The organism is uncultured Flavobacterium sp. (genome assembly GCF_963975005.1).
GTDB lineage: Bacteria > Bacteroidota > Bacteroidia > Flavobacteriales > Flavobacteriaceae > Flavobacterium.
Window position 1 is genome coordinate 1 of the sequence record NZ_CAXBFR010000044.1, and the last position, 22,066, is coordinate 22,066.

Consider the following 22,066-nt stretch of genomic DNA (forward strand, 5'->3'; position numbering starts at 1 on the left):
TAAACAAAGTATTTTATATCACAAGGCTAATTGACAAAAAAAAACTCAAATACAAAAGTTAATTTAAGTGGAGTTATCATCAAAAAACAACATCTTTTTGTTAATAAATCTTTAATATTTATTAAAAAAAATAGCTATAAAAATTATTAAAAGATGTAAATTGGCACGTTAAAGATTTAAATACAAATTAATATAACAACTTATGTCTGAAGGAGAAAAGTTAATTCCTATTAACATAGAAGATGAAATGAAATCAGCTTACATTGATTATTCAATGTCAGTTATTGTATCTAGAGCTCTTCCTGATGTTAGAGATGGTTTAAAACCTGTACATCGAAGAGTATTATATGGAATGCACGAATTAGGAGTTAGAGCAAATAGTGCACATAAAAAATCAGCGAGAATTGTTGGAGAAGTATTAGGAAAGTATCACCCACACGGAGATACATCTGTTTATGATGCCATGGTGCGTATGGCTCAAGAATGGAGTTTACGTTATATGTTAGTAGATGGTCAAGGTAACTTTGGTTCTGTCGACGGAGATAGTCCAGCAGCAATGCGTTATACGGAAGCTCGTATGCGTAAGATTTCTGAAGATATGTTGGCTGATTTAGATAAAGAGACAGTTGACTTTCAGTTGAATTTTGATGATACTTTGTACGAACCAACAGTAATGCCAACAAAGATTCCTACCTTATTAATTAATGGTGCTTCAGGAATTGCAGTAGGTATGGCAACAAATATGGCTCCTCATAACTTAACAGAAGTTATTGATGGAACTCTTGCTTTTATTGACAATCCAGAAATTGAAATAGACGAATTGATCAATTATATCAAAGCTCCCGATTTTCCTACTGGAGGAACAATTTATGGGTATGAGGGCGTAAGAGAAGCATTCAAAACTGGTCGTGGACGTATTGTAATGCGTGCTAAAGCTACTTTTGAAGAGTCTAACAATAGAGAAGCTATAATCGTAACGGAAATTCCTTATCAAGTGAATAAAGCCGATATGATTAAAAAAACGGCTGATTTAGTTAATGATAAAAAAATTGAAGGTATTTCTAACATTCGTGATGAATCGGATAGAAACGGAATGCGTATCGTTTATGAACTTAAACGTGATGCAGTTCCTAATGTAGTTTTAAATACTTTATATAAATATACACAACTTCAGTCTTCATTTAGTGTAAATAACATTGCATTAGTAAAAGGAAGACCACAAATGTTGAATCTAAAAGATTTGATTCATTATTTTGTGGGACACAGACACGATGTAGTTGTTAGAAGAACTACTTATGAATTGCGTAAAGCTGAAGAAAGAGCTCATATATTAGAAGGTTTAATAATAGCATCAGACAATATTGATGAAGTAATTAAAATTATTAGAGCTTCAAATGATGGAGAAGAAGCAAGAAATAGTTTAATTGAACGTTTCAAATTATCTGAAATTCAAGCTAAAGCAATCGTTGAAATGCGTTTAAGACAATTAACAGGTCTTGAACAAGATAAATTACGTGCTGAATATGAAGAGCTTATGAAGTTAATTACTTATTTAAAAGAGTTATTAGCTAGTAAAGAAATGAGATCGCAGGTAATTAAAGATGAATTAGCTGAAGTAAGAGATAAATATGGTGACGAAAGGCGTTCGATAATTGAATATGCTGGAGGAGATGTAAGTATTGAAGATTTAATTGCCGATGAACAAGTAGTTGTTACAATTTCTCATGCAGGATACATTAAACGTACATCTTTAACAGAATACAAAACACAAAATAGAGGTGGAGTTGGTCAAAAAAGTGCAGCAACAAGAGACGAAGATTTCCTTGAGCATTTATTTGTAGCAACCAATCATCAATATTTAATGTTCTTTACACAAAAAGGAAAATGTTTCTGGATGCGAGTTTTTGAAATTCCAGAAGGCACAAAAGCTAGTAAAGGTAGAGCGCTTCAAAACCTTATTAACATAGAAAGTGATGACAAAGTAAAAGCATTTATTTGTACGCAAGATCTTAAAGATGAAGAATACATCAATAGTCACTATGTAATTATGGCTACTAAAAAAGGTCAAGTTAAGAAAACATCTTTAGAAAAATATTCTCGTCCAAGAGTAAATGGTGTTGCAGCCATTACAATTAAAGATGATGATGAATTATTAGAAGCAAAATTAACTACTGGTAATAGTCAAGTTTTATTAGCAGTACGTTCAGGAAAGATTGTTCGTTTTGAAGAAGCAAAAACTAGACCAATGGGTAGAACTGCTTCTGGTGTAAGAGGTATTACTCTTAAAGATGAAACAGACGAATTAATTGGAATGGTTTCTGTAGATGTAAATGACGTTAATGATACTCAGTTGTTAGTTGTAACCGAAAATGGATACGGAAAACGTACTAAGCTTGAAGAAGACGGAGAAGCAATATATAGAATTACCAATAGAGGAGGAAAAGGTGTTAAAGCATTAAATGTAACTGAAAAAACAGGTGCTTTAGTGTCAATCAACATTGTTTCAGATGCAGATGATTTAATGATTATCAATAAATCTGGATTAACAATTAGAATGAATGTTTCTGACTTAAGAACAATGGGTAGAGCTACTCAAGGTGTTCGATTAATTAATATTAAGGGTAAAGATTCAATTGCTGCTGTAACAAAAGTACTTCGTGAAGATGAAGAAGAAATTATAGAAGGCGAAATTGTTGAAGCTGAAGAACAAGTAGAAGGAACAATTGATGATGTTGAAAATGGCACAGATATTGATTCTTCAGAAGAACCTGAAATACAAGAATAAATTACAAAGCCCAATTAGTTTTGGGCTTTTTTTAAATTACTAAACATGAAAAAAATAACATTACTAGTAGCATTGTTAATAAGCTTTTTAACATTTGCTCAGAAAGATGAGTTAAAAACTTTAAAGAAAATTTATGCAAAAGATACACCTTCAACATCTGATATTGAGGACTATAAATCTGCTTTAAAAACTTTAGAAACTTTAGCTATTTCAGAAGAAGATAAGGTCTATACAAATTTTTATACAGGAATGTTGCCAATGGCAGAATTAAACAATCTTGGTTCTAAAATTACACCTAAAGAGGTTCAAAGATTAATGAGTCCAAAAAACATTGAGATTTTTGTTAATTCTATGAATGAAACTTTAGAGTATGAAAAGAAAGAAGGGAAAAAAATATATACTGATGATATTAATGAGGCTTATTCATTTTTAATTCCACAAATTGAACAAGCAGCTTTTCAATTAAATGAAGCAAAACAATATAAAATGGCATCAGCTACTTTCTATAATTTATATAAATTAGATAAGAAGTCAGGTTCCAATTTATTAAATGCTGCCATATTATCTGTACAAGGAGAAGATTTTCCAACAGCTATTAAATTATATGAAGAATATAGAGATAGTGATTATTTAAAAAACGGAATGGTCTATTTCGCTATTAATAAATTAAATGATGAAGAAGAATCTTTTACGTCAATTAGAGCTAGAAAAACAAAACTTGATTTAAAAACACATGAAAAACCTAGAGATGAAAAAGTTTCAGGTAGGTCAGATATTCTGAAATTAATAGCTAATTTAAAAGTTCAAACTGGTGATGTTGAAGGAGCAAAGAAAGCTTACCAAGATTTAGTTAGTGAAAGTCCTAATGATTTAAACATACTTATTGAACAAGCTAATTTTTATTATGTACAAAATGACGTTACTACTTATAAAAATTTAATTAAAGAAATTATAAAAAAAGATCCTACTAATGCCTCTTTGCATTTTAATATTGGGTATTTAGGTTTGTCTGAAGACGCAGGCTTAGTTGAAGAAATTAATAAGAACTTAGATAAGCCAAAAAAATATGAAGAGTTGATGGCTAAAAGAAAGAGTATGTACGAAGCAGCAATGCCTCATTTTGAAGAATCTTATAAATTAGATCCTAGTAGTGAAAACACAAAAATCATGTTAAAGAGCACTTATGAAATTCTAGGACTAAAAGATAAAGCAGCTAAATTATAAAGAATAAAAAATCCCGTTGAAAAACGGGATTTTTATTTTATATAACTTTTTTAATAACTCTGAGTTTATGAGTATGTCTGCCAGTATCAACATTATAAATTCCTAGATGATCTAGTCTGTCAATTCTAACTTTTCCTGATGCATGAATAATGTAATTGTCTTCCATCATAATTCCAACATGTATAATATTACCTTCTTCATTGTCAAAAAAAGCTAAATCACCTGGTTCGCTTTCTTCAATAAAACTTAAAGCTTCTCCTTGATTAGCTTGTTGTGATGCATCTCTAAATAATTTATATCCATTTAATTTATAAACCATTTGAGTAAATCCAGAACAATCAATTCCGAAAGGAGATTTTCCACCCCATAAATAAGGAGCATTCAAATACATAAAGGCTGTTTTAATTAATTCAGCTTTATTTTTTATGCCACAAACTTTTATACCATCAAATGAAAATTTTGATTCATTAATTTCATCATTATCTAAAAAGGATAAACTAGTTCCTAAAGAAATTGGAATTAATTGATTGGAAGGAGTACAGATATATTCAATTAAATCAGCACTCAAAACACTTGGAATGTTGTTTAATCTATTAAAATGTTCTTCAATAATTGGTTGAAATTGTTTACTATCAATCCAACCTTTGTAACCATCATAAGCAAGTTCAACATAAACCCACTTAGGGTTTTGTTCAATAATTTTAAAATGTTCTCCAAATAAAAGTTGTGAAACCTGTTCACTTTTATCAGAAGGTTCAAATCGCAAAGGAACTATGGCTAGGTTACAAATACCAAACATTAATAGGATGTAAAATAAAAATTATGATTTAAAGTACAAATATACTCTAAATCATAATTCTAAAAAATTTAACTTCAATTATACTCTTTCAATAACTATTGCAGAAGCACCACCGCCGCCATTACAAATAGCAGCAGCACCAATTTTTGCATTATTTTGAGCTAAAACATTAATTAATGTTACAATAATTCTAGCACCAGAACAACCTAATGGATGACCTAAAGAAACTGCACCACCATTTACATTAATTTTATCCTCAGTTAAGCCTAATATTTTTGCATTAGCTAACCCAACAACTGCGAATGCTTCATTAAATTCAAAATAATCTACATCACCTATTGAAATTCCAGCTTTATCTAATGCCTTTGGTAAGGCTATTGCAGGAGAAGTAGTAAACCATTTTGGTTCTTGAGCTGCATCTGCATATGATTTTATGTAAGCTAAAGGAGTTAATCCTAAAGATTTTGCTTTTTCTTCACTCATTAAGACTAAAGCAGCAGCTCCGTCGTTTATTGTTGATGCATTTGCTGCAGTAACAGTTCCATCTTTACTAAAAACTGGATTTAAGGCAGGAATTTTTTCCAACTTAACATTTATATATTCTTCGTCTTTAGACACAACTAAAGCATCTCCACGTCTCTGTGGTACTTCAACAGGAACTATTTCTGAATCAAACTTTCCAGCTTCCCATGCTTTTGCAGAACGCTCATAAGATTGAATGGCATAATTATCTTGTTCTTCTCTTGAAATTTTATATTCTGATGCACATAAATCTGCACATGTTCCCATAGCTTGATTATCGTATGCATCAACCAAACCATCTCTTTGCATTCCGTCAACTAAAGTAGTTGGTCCAAATTTAACTCCATTTCTCATGTGTACATAATGAGGAATTAAACTCATGTTTTCCATTCCACCTGCAACAACTACTTCCGCATCTCCAGCCATAATAGCTTGAGCTCCTTGCATAACAGCTTTCATTCCACTAGCACAAACTTTATTTATGGTTGTGCATATAACATTATTTGACAAACCTGCGGCTAATGCAGCTTGTCTAGCTGGTGCTTGACCGTTTCCGGCTTGAACCACGTTACCCATTATTACTTCGTCAACAAGGTTGATATCTAAATTAATTTTATTTAATGCTCCTTTGATAGCTGCTGCACCTAATTGTGTAGCTGGAACACTTGACAATGAACCCATAAAACTTCCAATTGGAGTTCTTACTGCTGAAACTATAACTACTTTAGTACTCATAATATTTATTTTTTGCGAATTTAATAAATTATTAGCTATTTTTTCTTAATTTAAGATTAAAATCATTAAAAACATCTCTTTAATTATTGAATCCAATATAAATAGTTAATTAAATTGTATTCTATGTCCTTGATTATTAATTCATTTTAATTAAATTGACTTTTTTTTGAAAAATATTATCTAATTCTCTTGCAATAATAAGAAGTAAATCCTAGATTTGCAACCGCTAAAAAGATAAGTTCTTATATGTAACATAGAAGATTGGAGAGTTGCCTGAGTGGCCGAAAGGACTTGTTTGCTAAACAAGCGTATGGGAAACTGTACCAAGGGTTCGAATCCCTTACTCTCCGCTTATTTTTTTCACACCTCGGGGTGTAGCGTAGCCCGGTCATCGCGCCTGCTTTGGGAGCAGGAGGTCGCAGGTTCGAATCCTGCCACCCCGACAAAATGAAGTTATTTTAATAACTTTTAACAGTAAATATTGGTTGCGTAGCTCAGCTGGATAGAGCAACTCACTTCTAATGAGTAGGTCCCAGGTTCGAATCCTGGCGCGATCACTTTTGGAGAATCTCCAACAATAATTAAGCACACAAACATTGGGTAAGTCCTTATGTAGTGTGCTTTTTTTGTTTAATTCTTTAAAAGTTTATTTTATGAAATTCGCTACGAATGACTTAATTTTTGACACGCTGGTTGACACGACAAAAATTTACGTGTCAATGAACCACAAATTTACTATTAGAAAAATGGATGGAAATCCAAAAAGAGGATTGATTTATTTATACGCTACAGGAAATAAAGAAGTAGCTAGAATTAATCTTGACATTCACTTAGATGTTAAAAATTGGAACTCTAAAAAACAAAGAATTGTTTTGAACGATAAACATTCCAATGACTTAAATTTAATTTTAGAAAATATTTATTCTAAAATAATTTCAATTAAAACATCTTATAGATTGGCTGAAAAAGTCTTAACTCCAAAAAAACTTGAGAAAGAACTTAAACAAAATTTATCTAGAGTTTCTTTTCTAGCTTTCTTTAAACAAGCTTTAGAAAGTGAACGTTCATTAATGGAACATGGAAGCTACAAAAGACATTTAGCTGTTTATCATAAACTTGGATTTTGGAAAAATGATATTTTGTTTTCTGATATTGATTATCATTTTTTTGAAGATTATAAAAAGCATTTTATAAAAAAAGGGAATGCTCTAACTACAATCAATTCTAATATTATATCTATGCGAAAATTCATTCGTATTGCTATTAGACATGATATTAAAATAGGTTCGACGCGTGGAAATAGATTTAGCCTTTCGGCAATTGAATTTAAAAAATGTTTCAAATATTATAAATCTGATTTTATAGAGGAAAGTAATAAATTGGTACTTGGTTATTTTCTTTTTAGTTGCGTTACCGGATTAAGAATTTCTGATGTTCAGAAATTAACCAGGACAAATTTATATGAAGACTATATTACTTTTGTTTCTAAGAAAACAAAAACTGATCAATCTATTACACTAAATTTATTAGCAAAGGATATTATAAATAATTGTGATGAGTTATTTATAAAAAAGTTTAGTGATCCTTATATTAATTTGAAATTAAAAACTATTGCAAGCTTTCTTGGAATTACCAAAAAAGTAACCTTTCATGTTGCAAGGCATACTTTTGCTACTAATTATTTACGAGCTGGTGGAAGTATAACAAATCTTCAAAAACTTTTGGGTCATAGGAAAATAGAAATGACAATGATATACTCACACATTGTTAATCAAGAAGCTAATGATGATATATTTAGGCTGGATGATTTATTAAGATAAGAAAGTCGGACAAATATTGTCCGACTTTTTTTTATACTTCTGCTTCAGTTTCAATTTCCACTTCAAATAAATCTGGTTTAACTTCTGTTTTCTGAATGTTTTTAATTAAGTGAATATTTTTATATGCATGAACTTTGTTATAAACGTTAAAGTTTATAAGTTCAATACTATCTGCAATGTAGGTCCACAAATAATTAACAGCATTTAATCTACGATTAAACCATTTTTGCCAAAAAACTTCATGTATTCGTGGAATTAATAAATCATTTGGATCTTTAGCTATATTTTTTCCTGATGTTAATCCATCATAAATTACTAAATATAATTTTGATGTATCATTTTCAAAAGCATGAGCTGTTTTACTACCATTTCTATCCATCAATGGTAATGGTAAGCCGTTTATTTCTATTGGTGATGTTTTTTCATCTACTGTATAATTTTCAGAGGTTATTGTTTCAAATGAATGAAATCTAGGTAAAAATTTATATATTTCAGAATCTACATCTTTAAACTTTAGTAAGAATGAATTTCCTTTATTGTATTTTCTAACCGGATATTTAATTTCAGTGTTAGATAAATCTTTTGTTGCTGCATTAATAACAATATCCTGAATGAAATTTATATCTACATTGCTTGTTTGGTAATCAAAATTAATATTAAACCAATTTTTACAGGTTGTAATTAATTCACCAAAGGTAATATCCGCAACAACTCTAGTTAAATCAACCTTATTTTCATTATAGATTGTTGGAATATCTTCACCAGCTCCTCCTAGTGGATTTATAGTATTGATATCAATATTACAAACTTCCCTATCCATATAATATTGTTCACCTTGATTAGTATAAAATGAAACTTTATTCAAACCAGCTGGTAAAGAAATTAGAATCTGTATATCATGCTCGTGAACAGTACCACCACCATTTCCATTATATCCAGCTTGTGTATATAAACTCCACACAATATTACCATTCACTTTTATTTCTAAATAAGAATCATTAAAACTAGTTCTGCGAGTTACTTTTCCTACTATCGCATAATTACCCGCAATGTCCGAAACTACTATTTCTTTAAAGCATTTTATCTGATGATTATAAAATTCTTCATAATATTCATTTGCAACAACAGTTAAATTAAAATATTCTAATTCATTTACTAAAAAAGAATAATTAGGAGAAAACACACAGCATTTTTTAACTAATTCATTTTCTAAGAAATCACCTGAAATAGTTTTCCCAGCATCCTCAAAACCTACTTTCAATAAATAAAGCAAGTAGGGAAGAGGTTGTATTATATTTCTGTTGTAAATAATATTTTCAACATCATCTACATAGTTATCAGGAAAAACTCCTGCAACCATGTGATTCATAATATTTTGAAAAGCAAACCAAGTTAAATCTTCAGTATCAAACTCATCTGTATGAATCTGAGGAAAATTATAATTGACATTTGGCCATGTTTGATTTACTATTGTTAAACAATGGTCGTAAATATTTGTAACATCAAATTTATCTAATGGTAATTCAGATAATTTTTTATTCCAATTTGGGAATTCTTCAAATCCCCAAGATATTAAAACATTTAATTTTTGTGCTACTTCTTGAACCTCTAAAACTGCATCAGATAACTCATTATTATGCACATATTTTACATTAATATATGTCAAAGCTTCATTTGCATTATGAAAAGAAATAAATCCAAAAGCTTTATCAATATCATCTGTTATATCTATCTCTATAGGAAAAGAATATTTTGCAGAAAATTGGTCTGAGAAAATTGGGTTTTCTGATGTATCGGTTATTTTAAATATAGATAAATCTAATTCAAAATTAGAATGAATAACTTTCCTCATTGTATTTTCTGTTTATTTGAAATTCTAAATCATAACTTATTAATTCTGTATCAACATCCATTACTGGTAATGACTTTGTGATTGGAATTATTTCTATCATTTCATCATCTGATATATAAATCCACGCTCTTTTGCTTTCGCAAATGCTTTGAATAGTTCTTTTGTCTGAAGAACTTATGAAACCAGTGTTAATTGAAAATGGAACATCTTTTGTATAATCGTATTTTTTCAATACTTCGACAAGGTTTTGATATAAAATTTGGCTAATACTTTCAAATTCATCTTTTAATGAATACTTACCAGTAAATTCAAAGCTTTGTACCATCCTTGCTTCATCTTCAAATAAAATCATCGTAGAATAATCTCCATCAGGAAAAACAATAAATGATTTTGAAATAAATAAATTATTATCTAATTCTACAACATATTCAACTTTATCCCCTTTTTTAATTTGATAATTAGAAAAGTAAATAGTTTCTCTATAGGTATCAACTTGAGAAGAAATACTATATTGATCAACTATTAAACCATTGGTTTTTATAGTAATGTTTTTTACACTAGGAGTCAACATCATATTAACGAAACTAAAAGATTGTGCAGTAACTCTCTTCGGAAGAATATTAATGTCTAAGATTGCGCAATTTTGTACAATGTTTTTTGGTGTTAAACCAGATAGAAATTTATATGAATTTGTAATTAATGATGAAATAACAGAATTGTCAATATATGATTTTTCGTTAATTGTTACAATGACTTCAGCTGCTTTATATTGTGTGTTAATATATGGGTTGACTTCATTTAAGCTAAACAGCATTTTTTCTATTAGTAAACCAATATTCTGCTTTTGTTTATTTTGAAATAATGGTATTTTAAAAGGAACTTCAATAACTTTTGATAGATTCGATTGATAAGTATAATCATAAACTTTGGCAGTTATAACCATTTCAAAATAAACATCGTTTAATTGAGAAAAGAATTCAATAAATTTAACATCCTTTGTGAAATTTATATCTGAACTAGAATAAGGTGTTACTGCAAAATCATAAACATCATGAAAAACATCAATTTGTTCAATTGCTGGTAAACCACCATCATCGTAAGTAAAAATTATAAAATCTTGATAATTTCCAACTCCTAAATTTTGTGATGAGATAGGATAAACCAAAAATTTTGATGGAATACCTGGTGATGATTCTGCTAAAACTTCCATTACTAACCAAGCTGGTTTTATAAAAGTATATAAAAATGACGTGTAAACATCAACTTCTAAAGGTGTAGCTTCTTGAATTCCAATAAAAGCATTGAAATTTAATTGATTTGGTAATACAACAAAACCGATATTTTCTTGAATATACAAACCAAAAGGAATAGAACCTTGATAAACATCATTTTGATACATTGTCAAATTTTCATTAAAAGGATTTAATGTCAATGCTAACGGTAAGTCAAAGAAAGGACTTAATGTAAATCGAACTACTTTAGAACCACTTCCGCTTGCTTCATGTCTTGTGCCAAAAAATGGTGATGTTACTGCCAAAATATCTACATCACCATTTGGAGAAGATAGGATATAATTTGGAGGTGTTTTTACTTTCCAATTATTACCAGTCATATTTATATCCTTATATGGAAAGGGTGTATTTTGAATATGATATAAATTAATGAACGAAGGTGTCCAAGTTATTAACCCTTGATTACTTACATAAAGTTGTACAAAATGTTCGTAAAAAGAAATTAAATTCCATGAGCTAAAAATAGGATTTCGTTTTCCTTGTATGTTAAAAGTTACTTTTAGATTGTAAACACCTGGTGAAAGTGCTATTAAGTTTTGAGGTGTTAAAACCAAATTCTTTACCAATCCGTTTGAATAAGCAAAAGTGTTACTAAGATTCAATATTTGACTATCAATTTCACATTGTAACCAATCATTTTGATTTGTCAGGATAAAAACTTTCTCTACATAAACTCTTTTGTAAGGATAATAATCACCCGCTGGAGTTCCAATTACATCTTTTATTGTAATAGGAATAGTCAAAGGTGCTGGAGTAATACCAGTATTCGTATTGTAAAAAATTAGAGTATTATTTTCACTATACCAATCTTGAAAGAATTGTTGGTCAGATGAAGAATTATCTGTAAAACTTGTATTATTTGTTGCTACTGACATAATTATAATAGATTTTCTGGTATAGTTTCTTTTTGCTGTAATTTTACTGAAGATTTTCCATAACCCACTAAGGTTATAGATTCACTAAACTTCCATATTTCCATTTTTGCAAAATCAAATTCAATTAAAAGCCTTTCTTTAAATTTTATAACGTTTTTTGGTTGAACTAATTTGTTGATATTTTTTGCTAAATAGTCATACATATCTTTATTTGACGTAGCAAAAACAACATTTAAAGCTTCACCTCTTTCTGTATCTTGAAGTATAAAAGCTGAACTTCCTGTTAAACAGAAATCAGTATCAACATAATCTATATTGAAAGCTTCTGTTAAAAAATAAACTAATTTATCTGCAATTGTATTGACTTGATTGTCTACAAAGACCTTTTCTGATAAGTAACTCATTGTTTTGCTTTGTTTTTAATGGTTTGATATTCGTCTAATTGTTCTTTTAATTTTTTGGTGTCTCGCATATCTTTAGAAAAATATGCTATAATGCCTGAATCTCTTAAATCTTTCATTACAGCTGTGTTTTCTGCTAACATAACATACATTGCTTTTATTAATTCTAAATCATTATTTGATGAAGAAGAAGTGCTGTCTTTTGGAACTTCATATCGTTGAGTTGCTTGGTTATAAAAACCATTTTCAAAACCTTTTATACCTTTCAATTCTCTATCCATTGCTTGTTTAAGCTCTGGTGAAAATCTAGAATAAGAACGGCCATCAATTATCATTTCTGGAAAGTTTTCTCCATTTTCTCCTGCTAAAAAAACAGTTGGTTTACGAACAATTCCTGACCGGGACTTTCCTCCAAACTTTGCGTTGTACATTTTACCATCTTGTTCTCGTTTGACTGGATAAAAACCATCTTCGTAACCACGAGCGGGTAATGGTGTTTTTAAAACAGTTGCCAATTGCAAAGCTCCCAATGCACCTACAACACCCGACATTATTCCCGCAGTTGCACCGAAATCAAACTTTGGAAATTGTGCCCATATTCCAATAATAGCCTGTGCTGTTGATTGGATAATATTTGCAGCTGCTAAAATCTTTTGTCTTTTGGCTTGTTTATATTCTAATTCGCCTTTTTGTTTGTCTGTTTCCTTATCAATTTTTTCAATACCTTTTGAATATTGAGCCTGATTTATATAACCTCTATCTAATTGTTGTTTAAGTTTGTCTTTTCTTTTATCCTGACCTTTTTCATATTTTTTAAATTGAGCATTTTCAGATGCATCTAAATATTGGTTGAATTGACTCCATAAATTTGAAAGAGCACCAATTGCCATTTGCATGGTTTGAAGTCCAACGGTTCCATTATCTATGTTCTGAAAAAACTTGTCCCATTGGTCTTGCGTAAATCCTAAAACATCAGTTTGACCTCCAAGACCTAAATCAATCTCCTTAGAAGAATCATTATCTTTTCCTTCCTTAGCTGCTTTAATTTTAGCAATAGCAGACATGATTTTTTCTAAATCCTCAGCTAATTTATCTTTTTGCTCCTCTGTAAGTAGATTAAATTGAATACCATCAATATCTTTTCCTGAAAGGATATCTTTGTATTTTTCAATTTGTTGATTTAAATATGCTTCTTCTTTAGCTAATTCTTCTTTTTGAAATTGGTCCTTTCTTCTTACTTTTTCTTCTTCTGATAAATTTAATTGCGCTAATTCTTCATTGAAAGCCGTTTCACGAAGCATTTTTTGACGTTCGTATTCTTTAGCAATATTTTCAATTTCTTCTACTCCAGCTTTTTCTTGGATAGTACCTAAACGAAGATGGTGCATGTCTTCATCATGCTCAATTTGTTCGGCTAATTCAGTTTTCTTTTCACGAAGTAAACCCTGCATCGATTTGACTGAAGCAATTTTTTTATAGTCTTTAGCTTTTTCAGCAGCTATTAAATCTTTAGATAATTTATGCTCTAGCTTAATGATATCTTCATTAGCCATTTTATTATCCTCTAGTTTTTGTTGGTGTTTTTCAACTTCCATTAAAAATTCACGAGCATAACTACTTTTTAAGGCATTAATACGAGCTTCTTCATTATCGCGTTGGAGTTTTAATAACTCTTCAGCCATTTTCTTTTCATCATTTAAATAGGAGTCATCATATTTTTTTTGTGTTTTGTTATTAATCTCAGGAGTTAATGGTTCTAGTTCAGAAGAAGTTAAGCCCGATTCATTTGCTGATGTAATAAATAATTGCTTACGTTTATCAAGTAAACTTTTTATTAAATCATTTTCATATTTAAGATCATCTGCTTTTCTTGTGTTTTCGCTATCTGTGTCTCTTGTTTTTGATTTAGGTGCTCCAGTTATTTTTAATAAAAAGTTATCAGACCATTTTGCATAATTTTCTAATTCTTTTTTCTCTATTTCTAAAAGCCTTCCTCTCGATTCTCTAATTGCATTATCAATAGCTTCAGCTTGAAGTTTTCTGTCAAGTGCTCCAATATATCTATTTATTGCAGCAGTTGTTTCGTTTGTAGTTATAGTTTCTAATTTAATATTTCCTAAATACTCTGGAGATATTTCATTGATGGCTTTAATAGCTTTTAAACGTGCCTCTTTAGATGCAGTTTCGTCTTTTGCAATTGCTAATAATGCTTGTAAATTATCTTTATGTTCCTGTAAGTTAGAATTTGATTCTTTATATAAATCATTCAATCTTTTTTGGTTTATACTCGCTTTATCTACATTATCAGAGAAAACTAAATAAGCTGCACCAATTGCAGCTATAGCCGCTAAAATAAAACCCCAAGGAGTTGTAAGCATTGTAGCGGTCATAACTCTAAAAGCTTGTAGAGCTCCAATAACATTACCTCTTAACAACATCATAGTTCCCGCCCATGCTTGCGTAACTATCATTGAAATACCTTGAGCTACAGCTGAAGCTTTAGTAGCAATATTATATAATAAAGTTGCCTCTGTATTTCTTGCTGTCCATAATGCTACTAATTTTTGCCAAGCTACATTTGTAACTAAAGCAGCTGTAAAAACAGCTATGATTTTAGCTGTAAAAACAATTCCGTTTCTCCATTTGGTTACATTTCCATCTGCATCTTCTGAAGCACCTACAAACTTTGAAATCCATTCAACTGCACCAGAAAGCCAATTTATAAAAGCTTGTGAAGAGAACACACCAGCAACTACTTTTTGCAATTTTTCTAAACTTGCAGCTAAATTGTTATTCTTTAAATTATACTCATCTGTCAAAGAAGTAGCTTCAATTAAAGCTTGGTTAGAAGTTAATTGTCTATCTCTTAGAATTTCAGTGTTATTTGCTAATGCTGATAATGCTTGAACACCACGAGTTCCTCCTACATCTAAATCTTTTAATTTATCTAACATAACAGCTAAGCCACCATTGTTTCCTTTTAGTCCTTCTAAAAACTTAATCATAGCTTCATTACCATCTGTTTGTAAAAGGGTATTGAAATCCTTAATAGACATTTTAGCAATTTTTGCATATTGTTCTGGATTTTCAAACATATCCATCCAAACCTTATTCATTGCAGTTGCAGAAACTTCGACACTTTGCCCTATTTCGTCAAAAGTCGCTGCATAACCTATATTGTCAGCAGCCGAAAGTTTGGTTTGTGATGCAATACCTGCTTGACGTTTTAAATAATCTACTAAAAATCCCGCTTGATTTGCTCCTGAAGCAGCAACTTGGTTGATTGATGAACCTAAAGCATCCATGGAACCAGCAAAGTCTTTACCAGTTTCTTCACCAACTTTATAGACATTCACCATTTTTCCGACTTCTCTAATAGCTTCATCAGATAAATCATCGCCCAATGCAACTTTTAGTTTATTCGCTTGTTCGACAAAGGCCCTTATATTTTCAGTTCCTTCAATACCTAATCGACCAGCTTCAGTTGCAAGTCCTAAAAGTTCAATTCTAGCAGTACGTGTTTTCATTAAACCGAATGACCTTGTTAGTTCATCAACTTCTTTTTTAGTCATTCCGGTTGTTTTCATAACATCAGATTGAGAATCTGAAAGTTTACCGTTTATATCTAATATCTTTTGTATTGATAAAACTACACCAGTTAAAGCAGCAACAAAAGAAAAAGCTAAAGCTTGATAACGGTTGAAACCATCGGCTAAACCTCCTAAAGAGAACCTAGCGGTTTGAGCTTTTCCTGATAGTTCAGATATGCGAGCATTAACTTGGCGGAGTTCGTTAGTATATCTTTGAAAATCTGCTGAACCAGGAACCATATTAGAAAGAGTACTACGAAGTATTGTAGCTTTTTGTCTTAACTGAGTCATGGTTAAACCCGTTAAACCGATTTCTTTCTGTAGCTCAGCCATTTTTGCTTTATTAGCAGTAATGGTTATAGTATTTTGTTTTATTGATGCTGTAAGCAATTTATATTCGGCAGTATCTTTTTTTCCTTGAGCTTCTAAACGTTTCTTTTCTAAACGATATTGAACGTTTTCTTCTGTTAGTTTACGAGTTGCTTTTTCTAAATTTAATAATTCCTTTTGAGCCTCGTTTCCAGTTACCTCAATAGTAAGCTTTATGCGTTCGTCTGTTATCGTTTTAGCCATTTCTTTGATATTTATTCAAAGATGGTAATTACCAAAAAGTTTACGTGTGACATGACAAAACACAAAAAATCCCTAAACGGAATGTTTAAGGATTTTTGAAAAAGTTAACTTATAATTTAATTTATTTGAAATTCAACGCTTTCAAATATACTTTCTAAATATTCACATTCAACATAATGATCATCATCTATTAGAATGCATTTAAGACCAATTCTTTTCCATAACGCTCCTTCATCCATTTCTATACCTTTGTTTGTGGTGAATGCAGTTTTATTAATAATGACATCAGTACATTTTAGTTGACCTATTAATTCATCATAAGTAATTTTCTTATTTATGAATTTTTCTACAATAGCATCATCAAAATAAAATACATCGCCATTATTGAAAACCATTTTTACAATTGGTTTGATTTTTACTGAAATACCATGAACTAATTTAAGAGCTTCCTCAAGATTTTTATTTCTAATTCTAATTGAAAGGTGTTGATTGCTAAAGAATGTAAAATCGAAATTAGGCATTTGCAACCTCCTTTCTTTCTGATAAAATTATCATTGTGGTTTTAATAGCTGTTTCCATTTCTTGATTAGAATAATCTTTGTATGGAATGGCCATTGATTCTAAAATACAAATATTATCTGCCCATTCTAAGCGATAATCTTCATCATTAAATAATTCGTGGTTGGTGAGCTCTCTAAAAGCTGTTGAAAAAAATAGGCTAATTTCATTTAACCTTTTGGCATCAAACGATTGAATGTTTGTAAGCAGGTTGGGAGTAAAGCTAAATAGCTTTTTGTCTTGATTTTCTTCAATGTTGTTGTCTTTTTGCATAATATAAATGAATTAAAGAAACCTACCCATGAGCTGCAAAAAGACAACAACATAGTTGGAGTGAGTATTCCGTTTCTCTCGGAACTTCTCATGGGATAGGCTGGATTGTTTACTTTGTAAAATTTCATGTTATTATCTTTTTGCATAGCAAACGTACAAATCTAAATTTAATTTACCAAAAAAAATATGTGTAATTGCATACGACTTTACTTATTTGACAAATCATAGATTTAAAAAATTATCAATTTAGATAAACTTTTAATTGTATTTTAAGCCTCTTAAAAGTCGATTTTATATACCTGAAACTTCAATCAATTGTCCAGTATCTTTTTTTGATTTAGCTAAAACTGTTTTAGTAATAGTTGCATTGTAAGCATTTTTAGCTCTAAAAATAGTTTTAATACCTATATAATCATCTTTGATATTATATGAAGTTTCTACATGAAAATAACTATCTGGATCATTCAAATTGTTTTTGATATATTCTGAAAGAATTATGTGTGAGCCATCATAATTTGAAAATTGAGAACCTATATTATCTGATTCGATATTTTGTGATTTTTCAATACTTGTATTTTTAATTTCTAATACTGATTTTCTTACCCTTTTTTCAGAAACATACTTTATTGAATCAGATAAAAAAGAAGATATTATTTGATTTTTATTATTTAATAATCTATGATCAATAATTTTTGTTTTGGTGTACATATATCTACTAGAATCAATTTCATCTAAAACTTTTCTAACTAAATATGATTCGTAATTATTAATTAAAGCAAGAGTATCATTTTCATGGAAAATTGTATCTATTTCTTCTTCTATTAAATATCTTCCTCCAAAAGTATCTTCATATATTAAAACTGAATAATATTCTTTTTTTAAAGTTTCTTTTTTGCATGAAAAAAGCAAACTTATAATTAATAGTAAAAGTAATTTTCTCATAAATAAATATTTTTTTGGTTAAAACAAATATATAACTAAAGAGGACTTAAATCCTCTTATTCTTTTTTTTAGAAAGCTTTTTTAAAGTTCCTATGGATGAAGCTAGTTCTTTGCGATGTTCCAAGTCATTCAAGTATTCTGTTTCCAACAAAACATTGTACCAAAACTTTAGCTTTTTATAAGCATAACGAAGTTCCTCCTTTTCCTGTGGTGTAAAAATTAGCCCCATAATAAATTGTTTTTTTGTAATATGATAACTACAGAAATCTTAATTTATTGCTAGAAATTCATATAAGTTAATGAATATTAGATAATATGTTTTTGGTTTCTTTAGTAAAACCAAATGAAAGCTCACGCACTAATTGCGAGTAATTACCCATAATAATACGATTGTGATTTCGATAAGATTTCTTCTTTACTTTTGAACCATCCTTTTTGGCTCTTGTTCTCATATCAACGTAACGGTGTTGCTTTAAATGCTTATAATCTAAAACATTGTCAGTTACATTAAAAGAACGGTCATTCCAAAATCCTGAACGAAAAGAAGACATTGCCTTGGATGAATCTTGCTGAATGGATTGAGCAGTTTCTTGCAATTGTTTTCGAATAAATTTACCTTTTAAGATATCTTCATTTGATTTTGATCTATTAGCTAATATATTCATTTGATGATACATTAATAAGCTTTAATTGAAACAGTACTTCAAGCATATTACCTAATGATGGTGTAGTTCTTTTTTCGTTCCAATTGTAGACTTGATTTCTACTTATGTTTTCAAGCTTGTTGTAAACAGCTTTTTCTTGAATAGCTTTGTAAAAAAGCTCTGTGATTTCATTTTGTGTCATGTTATTTAATTTGCGTAAATATACGCAAATTAAACTTTAGTAAGCAAATCTAGTTCTAAAACCCAGCCATTGCATTGAGCTTTTTCCCATACTGGTTGAACCATAAGTGAACCAGGAACTAACTCATTAGATAATTTACATATTTGGTTATCTGCTCCAATTTTTTCTGAAAGCATAATAGTAATGATTTCATTCATTACTTCTTGGGTTTCGTTTAAGTTATCCAATAAATTTGATAAATTATTATTTCTATCGGTTGACTTTTTCAATAGGAAAAACTGCAATTGGTTATTCCATTTGTATTGATCATCATTTCCATTTAAAGGATATTGAGGAACTACAGCAATAAACATAAAATTATCATTAACGCTGATGTCACTTAATAATTTTACAAATTGAGAGTCATCCACTACAACGGCAACAGTGTTTACTTTTTCTACAACTGCTTTAATTTCGGTTGTAAATTCTCTAAGGTTGTTGATTGTTAGCATTATTCTGTCTTTTTTGTTCGGCTAAATCTCTAACTCGAATATCGTACATGCGAATAAGAATTTGCCAAAGGTTGGTTTTTTGTACTTTTTGTAAATCGCCAAACGCTCCACTTTCTGCCATAGTAAACATAATGGAATCCATGCCTATTGAAGCGTTTTCTTCTGGTTCATTATCTGTTGGACCATCAAACAATATGGAAAGATTTAAAACTTTTCCACCCCAAGGAACTTGCGCTGATGAAATGAATTTTTGAAATGATGCAAATAATAAATAAACACCATAAACAAAGCCTATTGGAGCACATTTGAAAACTTTTACTCGCTTATCTACATTGGTTGGATTGTATGATTTTCTAATATCACCATCATAACTATTTAATTGTTTACTTATGAAGTGAAAGTTTTTCTTTTTACGGTAAAAAATAGCTGCTAAAGCATAAAGTATTTCAAAATTAGCTGTAGCATTAAATTGATAAAACAATCGCAATGCATCGGTATATTCGCCAAATGTTACATTTTGGAATTGGTTTGAAATTCCGTAATAAGTTTTCCAAAGAGGTTTAATACATGGAACTGGATTATGAATATAATCTTGAATGATAACTTTTTGATTATCTTCTTTATGCTCAAAAAACGAATCTATCATTTCTGATAGATTATAAACTTCAAGGTTTTTTAATTCTTCCTGATCTTCTGATATATTATTTTTTGGCACCATATTAAGCAACTTGTAAATTGCTAATACGCGCAAATTTTCATAAGAAATTAATCCGGTTTGAAATTTTAGGATTAACTCGCACATATCCATATACTGTTGTTCATCGCATTCTGCTAGAGTAGAAGGGATGTACTTTTCAGCATCTGGATTTTGGAGGTAAATGGTGTGCATTATATTAATCTTAAATCATCCGTAATTTTAATTCCTAAAGCTTTCATTCTAAAGCCAAAATCAAACTCAATCATAGTTTTGATTTCAATTTTTGTTTTTATATCCATTGGAATATAATCTGATTTTCCTTTTTTTAGTTTCTTTCTTAAAACTTTTTGAAGTTCATATACTAATTTCTTTTGCTCAAAATGTTTGTCCAAAACTCCTTTAGCTAATAGTTTTTCGTACTTTTTAGCTTCTTGAATTTTATTAAAGTTTTTTAATTGAAATGGAATCGATTTGATCCAAGCAAAAAAAGCAGGAATAAACCATAAATGAATAAAATAAAAGTGTTTGATGTAGTTTTTCATAATTATGCAGAAAAGAATTTATCGCCAAAATCAATGGCTGGTTTAACATTAGTATCTGTAGTGTCTATTTGATTATTTATTTTTGCCATTATATTTTCAATTTCATTTAGTGAAAGCTTACAGCCATCTTGAAAAGATTGTTTTGCCCATTCAGCTTCTTTGTATAATGGATTTTTAGATGCTTTCATTGTTTGCCTATCTGAAGTATAACCTTGTACAATTCCTTCAGGAAAGACATTAATCGATAATCTAGGAATTGCCCAAGCTAGAGCGTAATTAGCAACTGCATTTCTAATATGGTGCAAAAGAAGAATGTCGTTTTCTTCTGAAATTTCTGTGTTATTTTTGAATTTTTCTTTTAATTGATTGAATTTGTCTTTACCTATTCTTGAAAGGATTTGTAAGTCTTCACATTCTTTCATTCCTGGTTGCAAAGTCATTAATAAATACCTTGAGTTAATTACAAATGATTGGTTGAATTGACTTACGGTTCTAATGAATAGTTGCTGTGACGATTTATATTCATCAGAAGATATCCAAACAGTATAAATAGTTTGCGTAGTTTCAGTTTCAACTTTTGAATTATCTAAGAAAGTAATCAAATCATCTAGTGCACGATAGTATCTTTTTTCTAAAGCTTTATTATCTTTTTCAATCATCCATTCAAAAGCATTGCTTTCATGCTCTTCATTACGCATTTTTCTACCATCTCCAGTATGTGATAAGTCTCCATTTGGTGCAAACAAACGGTAAGCATTTATTGAAATAGCATAACGAATTTTCCATACTAAATGATAAGTATCTTTGTCTTCATCAGTTTCATCTTCATTGTCAATGGCTAATTTGTAAATGTTGTTTCCAATTATATTTACTAACTCATTTGATGCAGTAAACAAGTCAGCTTTGTAATTATTAAAAGCTAAATCTTTATTCACAAAACCTAATAGTTCTTTGAATAATTCGGAAAAGTTTTCTTCTGTAAATAAAAGTTTCATTATTGCTCTGTTTGATTACTTAATCTTTTGCTTGGTGAAATATCTTGTTGCATTTCTGGAATGTTATGAAAGAAACCAATTTTTATATTTTCTTTTGGCCAATTGACTTTTAAAGCCATATTGAAAGGTTTACATATTATCATTTCAGGAATATCAACACCTGTATTCAAATAGCCAATTAGAGAATAGTATTGCTCAGAACCTGAATTTACTTTACTACCTTCTGACATATTACCTAATGATGATGATATGCT

18 protein-coding genes, 3 tRNA genes and 1 pseudogene are annotated in these 22,066 nt (G+C 29.8%); 6 read left to right on the top strand and 16 right to left on the bottom strand.

All coding sequences use genetic code 11. The annotated features are described in order from the left end of the window. Positions 1 to 202 precede the first annotated feature (202 nt). The gene (gene gyrA, locus AACZ53_RS07105) at positions 203 to 2,785 is read left to right on the top strand and encodes a DNA gyrase subunit A (RefSeq protein WP_339836389.1); all 2,583 of its coding nucleotides are present in this window, start codon (positions 203 to 205) and stop codon (positions 2,783 to 2,785) included. Positions 2,786 to 2,830: 45 nt separating this feature from the next. Then, positions 2,831 to 4,009, top strand: coding sequence for a hypothetical protein (locus AACZ53_RS07110; RefSeq protein WP_339836391.1), 1,179 nt, complete (start codon positions 2,831 to 2,833; stop codon positions 4,007 to 4,009). A 37-nt stretch (positions 4,010 to 4,046) separates the two neighbouring features. Here the strand turns inward: AACZ53_RS07110 and AACZ53_RS07115 are convergent, their stop codons facing one another. Both AACZ53_RS07115 and AACZ53_RS07120 read right to left on the bottom strand, forming a co-directional pair. Next, on the bottom strand, positions 4,047 to 4,808 hold the full coding sequence (locus tag AACZ53_RS07115; RefSeq protein ID WP_339836394.1) for a C40 family peptidase: 762 nt from the start codon (positions 4,806 to 4,808) through the stop codon (positions 4,047 to 4,049). A gap of 78 nt (positions 4,809 to 4,886) precedes the next feature. Beyond that, positions 4,887 to 6,065, bottom strand: coding sequence for an acetyl-CoA C-acyltransferase (locus AACZ53_RS07120; protein WP_339836397.1), 1,179 nt, complete (start codon positions 6,063 to 6,065; stop codon positions 4,887 to 4,889). Between the two features lie 263 nt (positions 6,066 to 6,328). Here AACZ53_RS07120 and AACZ53_RS07125 point away from each other — a divergent pair. The 4 genes from AACZ53_RS07125 (at position 6,329) to AACZ53_RS07140 (ending at position 7,885) form a co-directional block, all read left to right on the top strand. Next, positions 6,329 to 6,415: transfer RNA gene (locus AACZ53_RS07125), tRNA-Ser, on the top strand. An 18-nt stretch (positions 6,416 to 6,433) separates the two neighbouring features. After that, positions 6,434 to 6,508: transfer RNA gene (locus AACZ53_RS07130), tRNA-Pro, on the top strand. Positions 6,509 to 6,548: 40 nt separating this feature from the next. Further along, positions 6,549 to 6,622 (top strand) — tRNA-Arg (locus tag AACZ53_RS07135). 96 nt (positions 6,623 to 6,718) lie between these two features. Continuing rightward, the gene (locus AACZ53_RS07140) at positions 6,719 to 7,885 is read left to right on the top strand and encodes a tyrosine-type recombinase/integrase (RefSeq protein WP_339836399.1); all 1,167 of its coding nucleotides are present in this window, start codon (positions 6,719 to 6,721) and stop codon (positions 7,883 to 7,885) included. A gap of 31 nt (positions 7,886 to 7,916) precedes the next feature. Here AACZ53_RS07140 and AACZ53_RS07145 read toward each other — a convergent pair whose 3' ends face one another. The 14 genes and pseudogenes from AACZ53_RS07145 to AACZ53_RS07210 form a co-directional block, all read right to left on the bottom strand. Then, entirely contained in the window at positions 7,917 to 9,737 is a 1,821-nt protein-coding gene (locus tag AACZ53_RS07145; protein ID WP_339836401.1) for a hypothetical protein, read from the bottom strand. Continuing rightward, positions 9,715 to 11,904 carry a hypothetical protein gene (locus AACZ53_RS07150; RefSeq protein WP_339836404.1) on the bottom strand — a complete coding sequence of 730 codons (2,190 nt, stop codon included), beginning with the start codon at positions 11,902 to 11,904 and terminating at the stop codon, positions 9,715 to 9,717. Before AACZ53_RS07150 ends, AACZ53_RS07145 begins: the two co-directional genes overlap by 23 nt. Before the next feature lie 2 nt (positions 11,905 to 11,906). Continuing rightward, a complete protein-coding gene (locus AACZ53_RS07155) occupies positions 11,907 to 12,308 on the bottom strand; it encodes a hypothetical protein (protein WP_339836407.1) in 402 nt (133 codons plus the stop codon). Next, positions 12,305 to 16,468: a phage tail tape measure protein gene (locus AACZ53_RS07160; protein WP_339836410.1), complete on the bottom strand. Its 4,164-nt coding sequence runs from the start codon at positions 16,466 to 16,468 to the stop codon at positions 12,305 to 12,307. The genes AACZ53_RS07155 and AACZ53_RS07160 overlap by 4 nt, the downstream gene beginning before the upstream one ends. Before the next feature lie 116 nt (positions 16,469 to 16,584). Further along, positions 16,585 to 16,989, bottom strand: a complete 405-nt coding sequence (locus tag AACZ53_RS07165) for a hypothetical protein (RefSeq protein ID WP_339836412.1) — start codon at positions 16,987 to 16,989, stop codon at positions 16,585 to 16,587. Beyond that, positions 16,982 to 17,299 carry a hypothetical protein gene (locus tag AACZ53_RS07170; protein ID WP_339836415.1) on the bottom strand — a complete coding sequence of 106 codons (318 nt, stop codon included), beginning with the start codon at positions 17,297 to 17,299 and terminating at the stop codon, positions 16,982 to 16,984. The genes AACZ53_RS07165 and AACZ53_RS07170 overlap by 8 nt, the downstream gene beginning before the upstream one ends. A gap of 291 nt (positions 17,300 to 17,590) precedes the next feature. After that, positions 17,591 to 18,241 (bottom strand): hypothetical protein, encoded by a 651-nt coding sequence (locus AACZ53_RS07175; protein WP_339836418.1) that lies wholly within the window; start codon positions 18,239 to 18,241, stop codon positions 17,591 to 17,593. Between the two features lie 296 nt (positions 18,242 to 18,537). After that, the gene (locus AACZ53_RS07180; protein ID WP_339836420.1) at positions 18,538 to 18,906 is read right to left on the bottom strand and encodes a hypothetical protein; all 369 of its coding nucleotides are present in this window, start codon (positions 18,904 to 18,906) and stop codon (positions 18,538 to 18,540) included. Beyond that, complete coding sequence (locus AACZ53_RS07185; protein ID WP_339836422.1) at positions 18,890 to 19,087, bottom strand: hypothetical protein; 198 nt, start codon at positions 19,085 to 19,087, stop codon at positions 18,890 to 18,892. Before AACZ53_RS07185 ends, AACZ53_RS07180 begins: the two co-directional genes overlap by 17 nt. Before the next feature lie 29 nt (positions 19,088 to 19,116). Then, positions 19,117 to 19,578 carry a hypothetical protein gene (locus AACZ53_RS07190; protein ID WP_339836424.1) on the bottom strand — a complete coding sequence of 154 codons (462 nt, stop codon included), beginning with the start codon at positions 19,576 to 19,578 and terminating at the stop codon, positions 19,117 to 19,119. After that, positions 19,556 to 20,467 carry a hypothetical protein gene (locus AACZ53_RS07195; protein WP_339836426.1) on the bottom strand — a complete coding sequence of 304 codons (912 nt, stop codon included), beginning with the start codon at positions 20,465 to 20,467 and terminating at the stop codon, positions 19,556 to 19,558. Before AACZ53_RS07195 ends, AACZ53_RS07190 begins: the two co-directional genes overlap by 23 nt. After that, a complete protein-coding gene (locus AACZ53_RS07200; RefSeq protein WP_339836428.1) occupies positions 20,467 to 20,817 on the bottom strand; it encodes a hypothetical protein in 351 nt (116 codons plus the stop codon). Before AACZ53_RS07200 ends, AACZ53_RS07195 begins: the two co-directional genes overlap by 1 nt. Before the next feature lie 2 nt (positions 20,818 to 20,819). Then, complete coding sequence (locus AACZ53_RS07205) at positions 20,820 to 21,812, bottom strand: DUF6712 family protein (protein ID WP_339836430.1); 993 nt, start codon at positions 21,810 to 21,812, stop codon at positions 20,820 to 20,822. Continuing rightward, positions 21,812 to 22,066: pseudogene (locus tag AACZ53_RS07210) on the bottom strand (hypothetical protein); the annotation flags it as partial. The gene AACZ53_RS07205 and the pseudogene AACZ53_RS07210, both read right to left, overlap by 1 nt.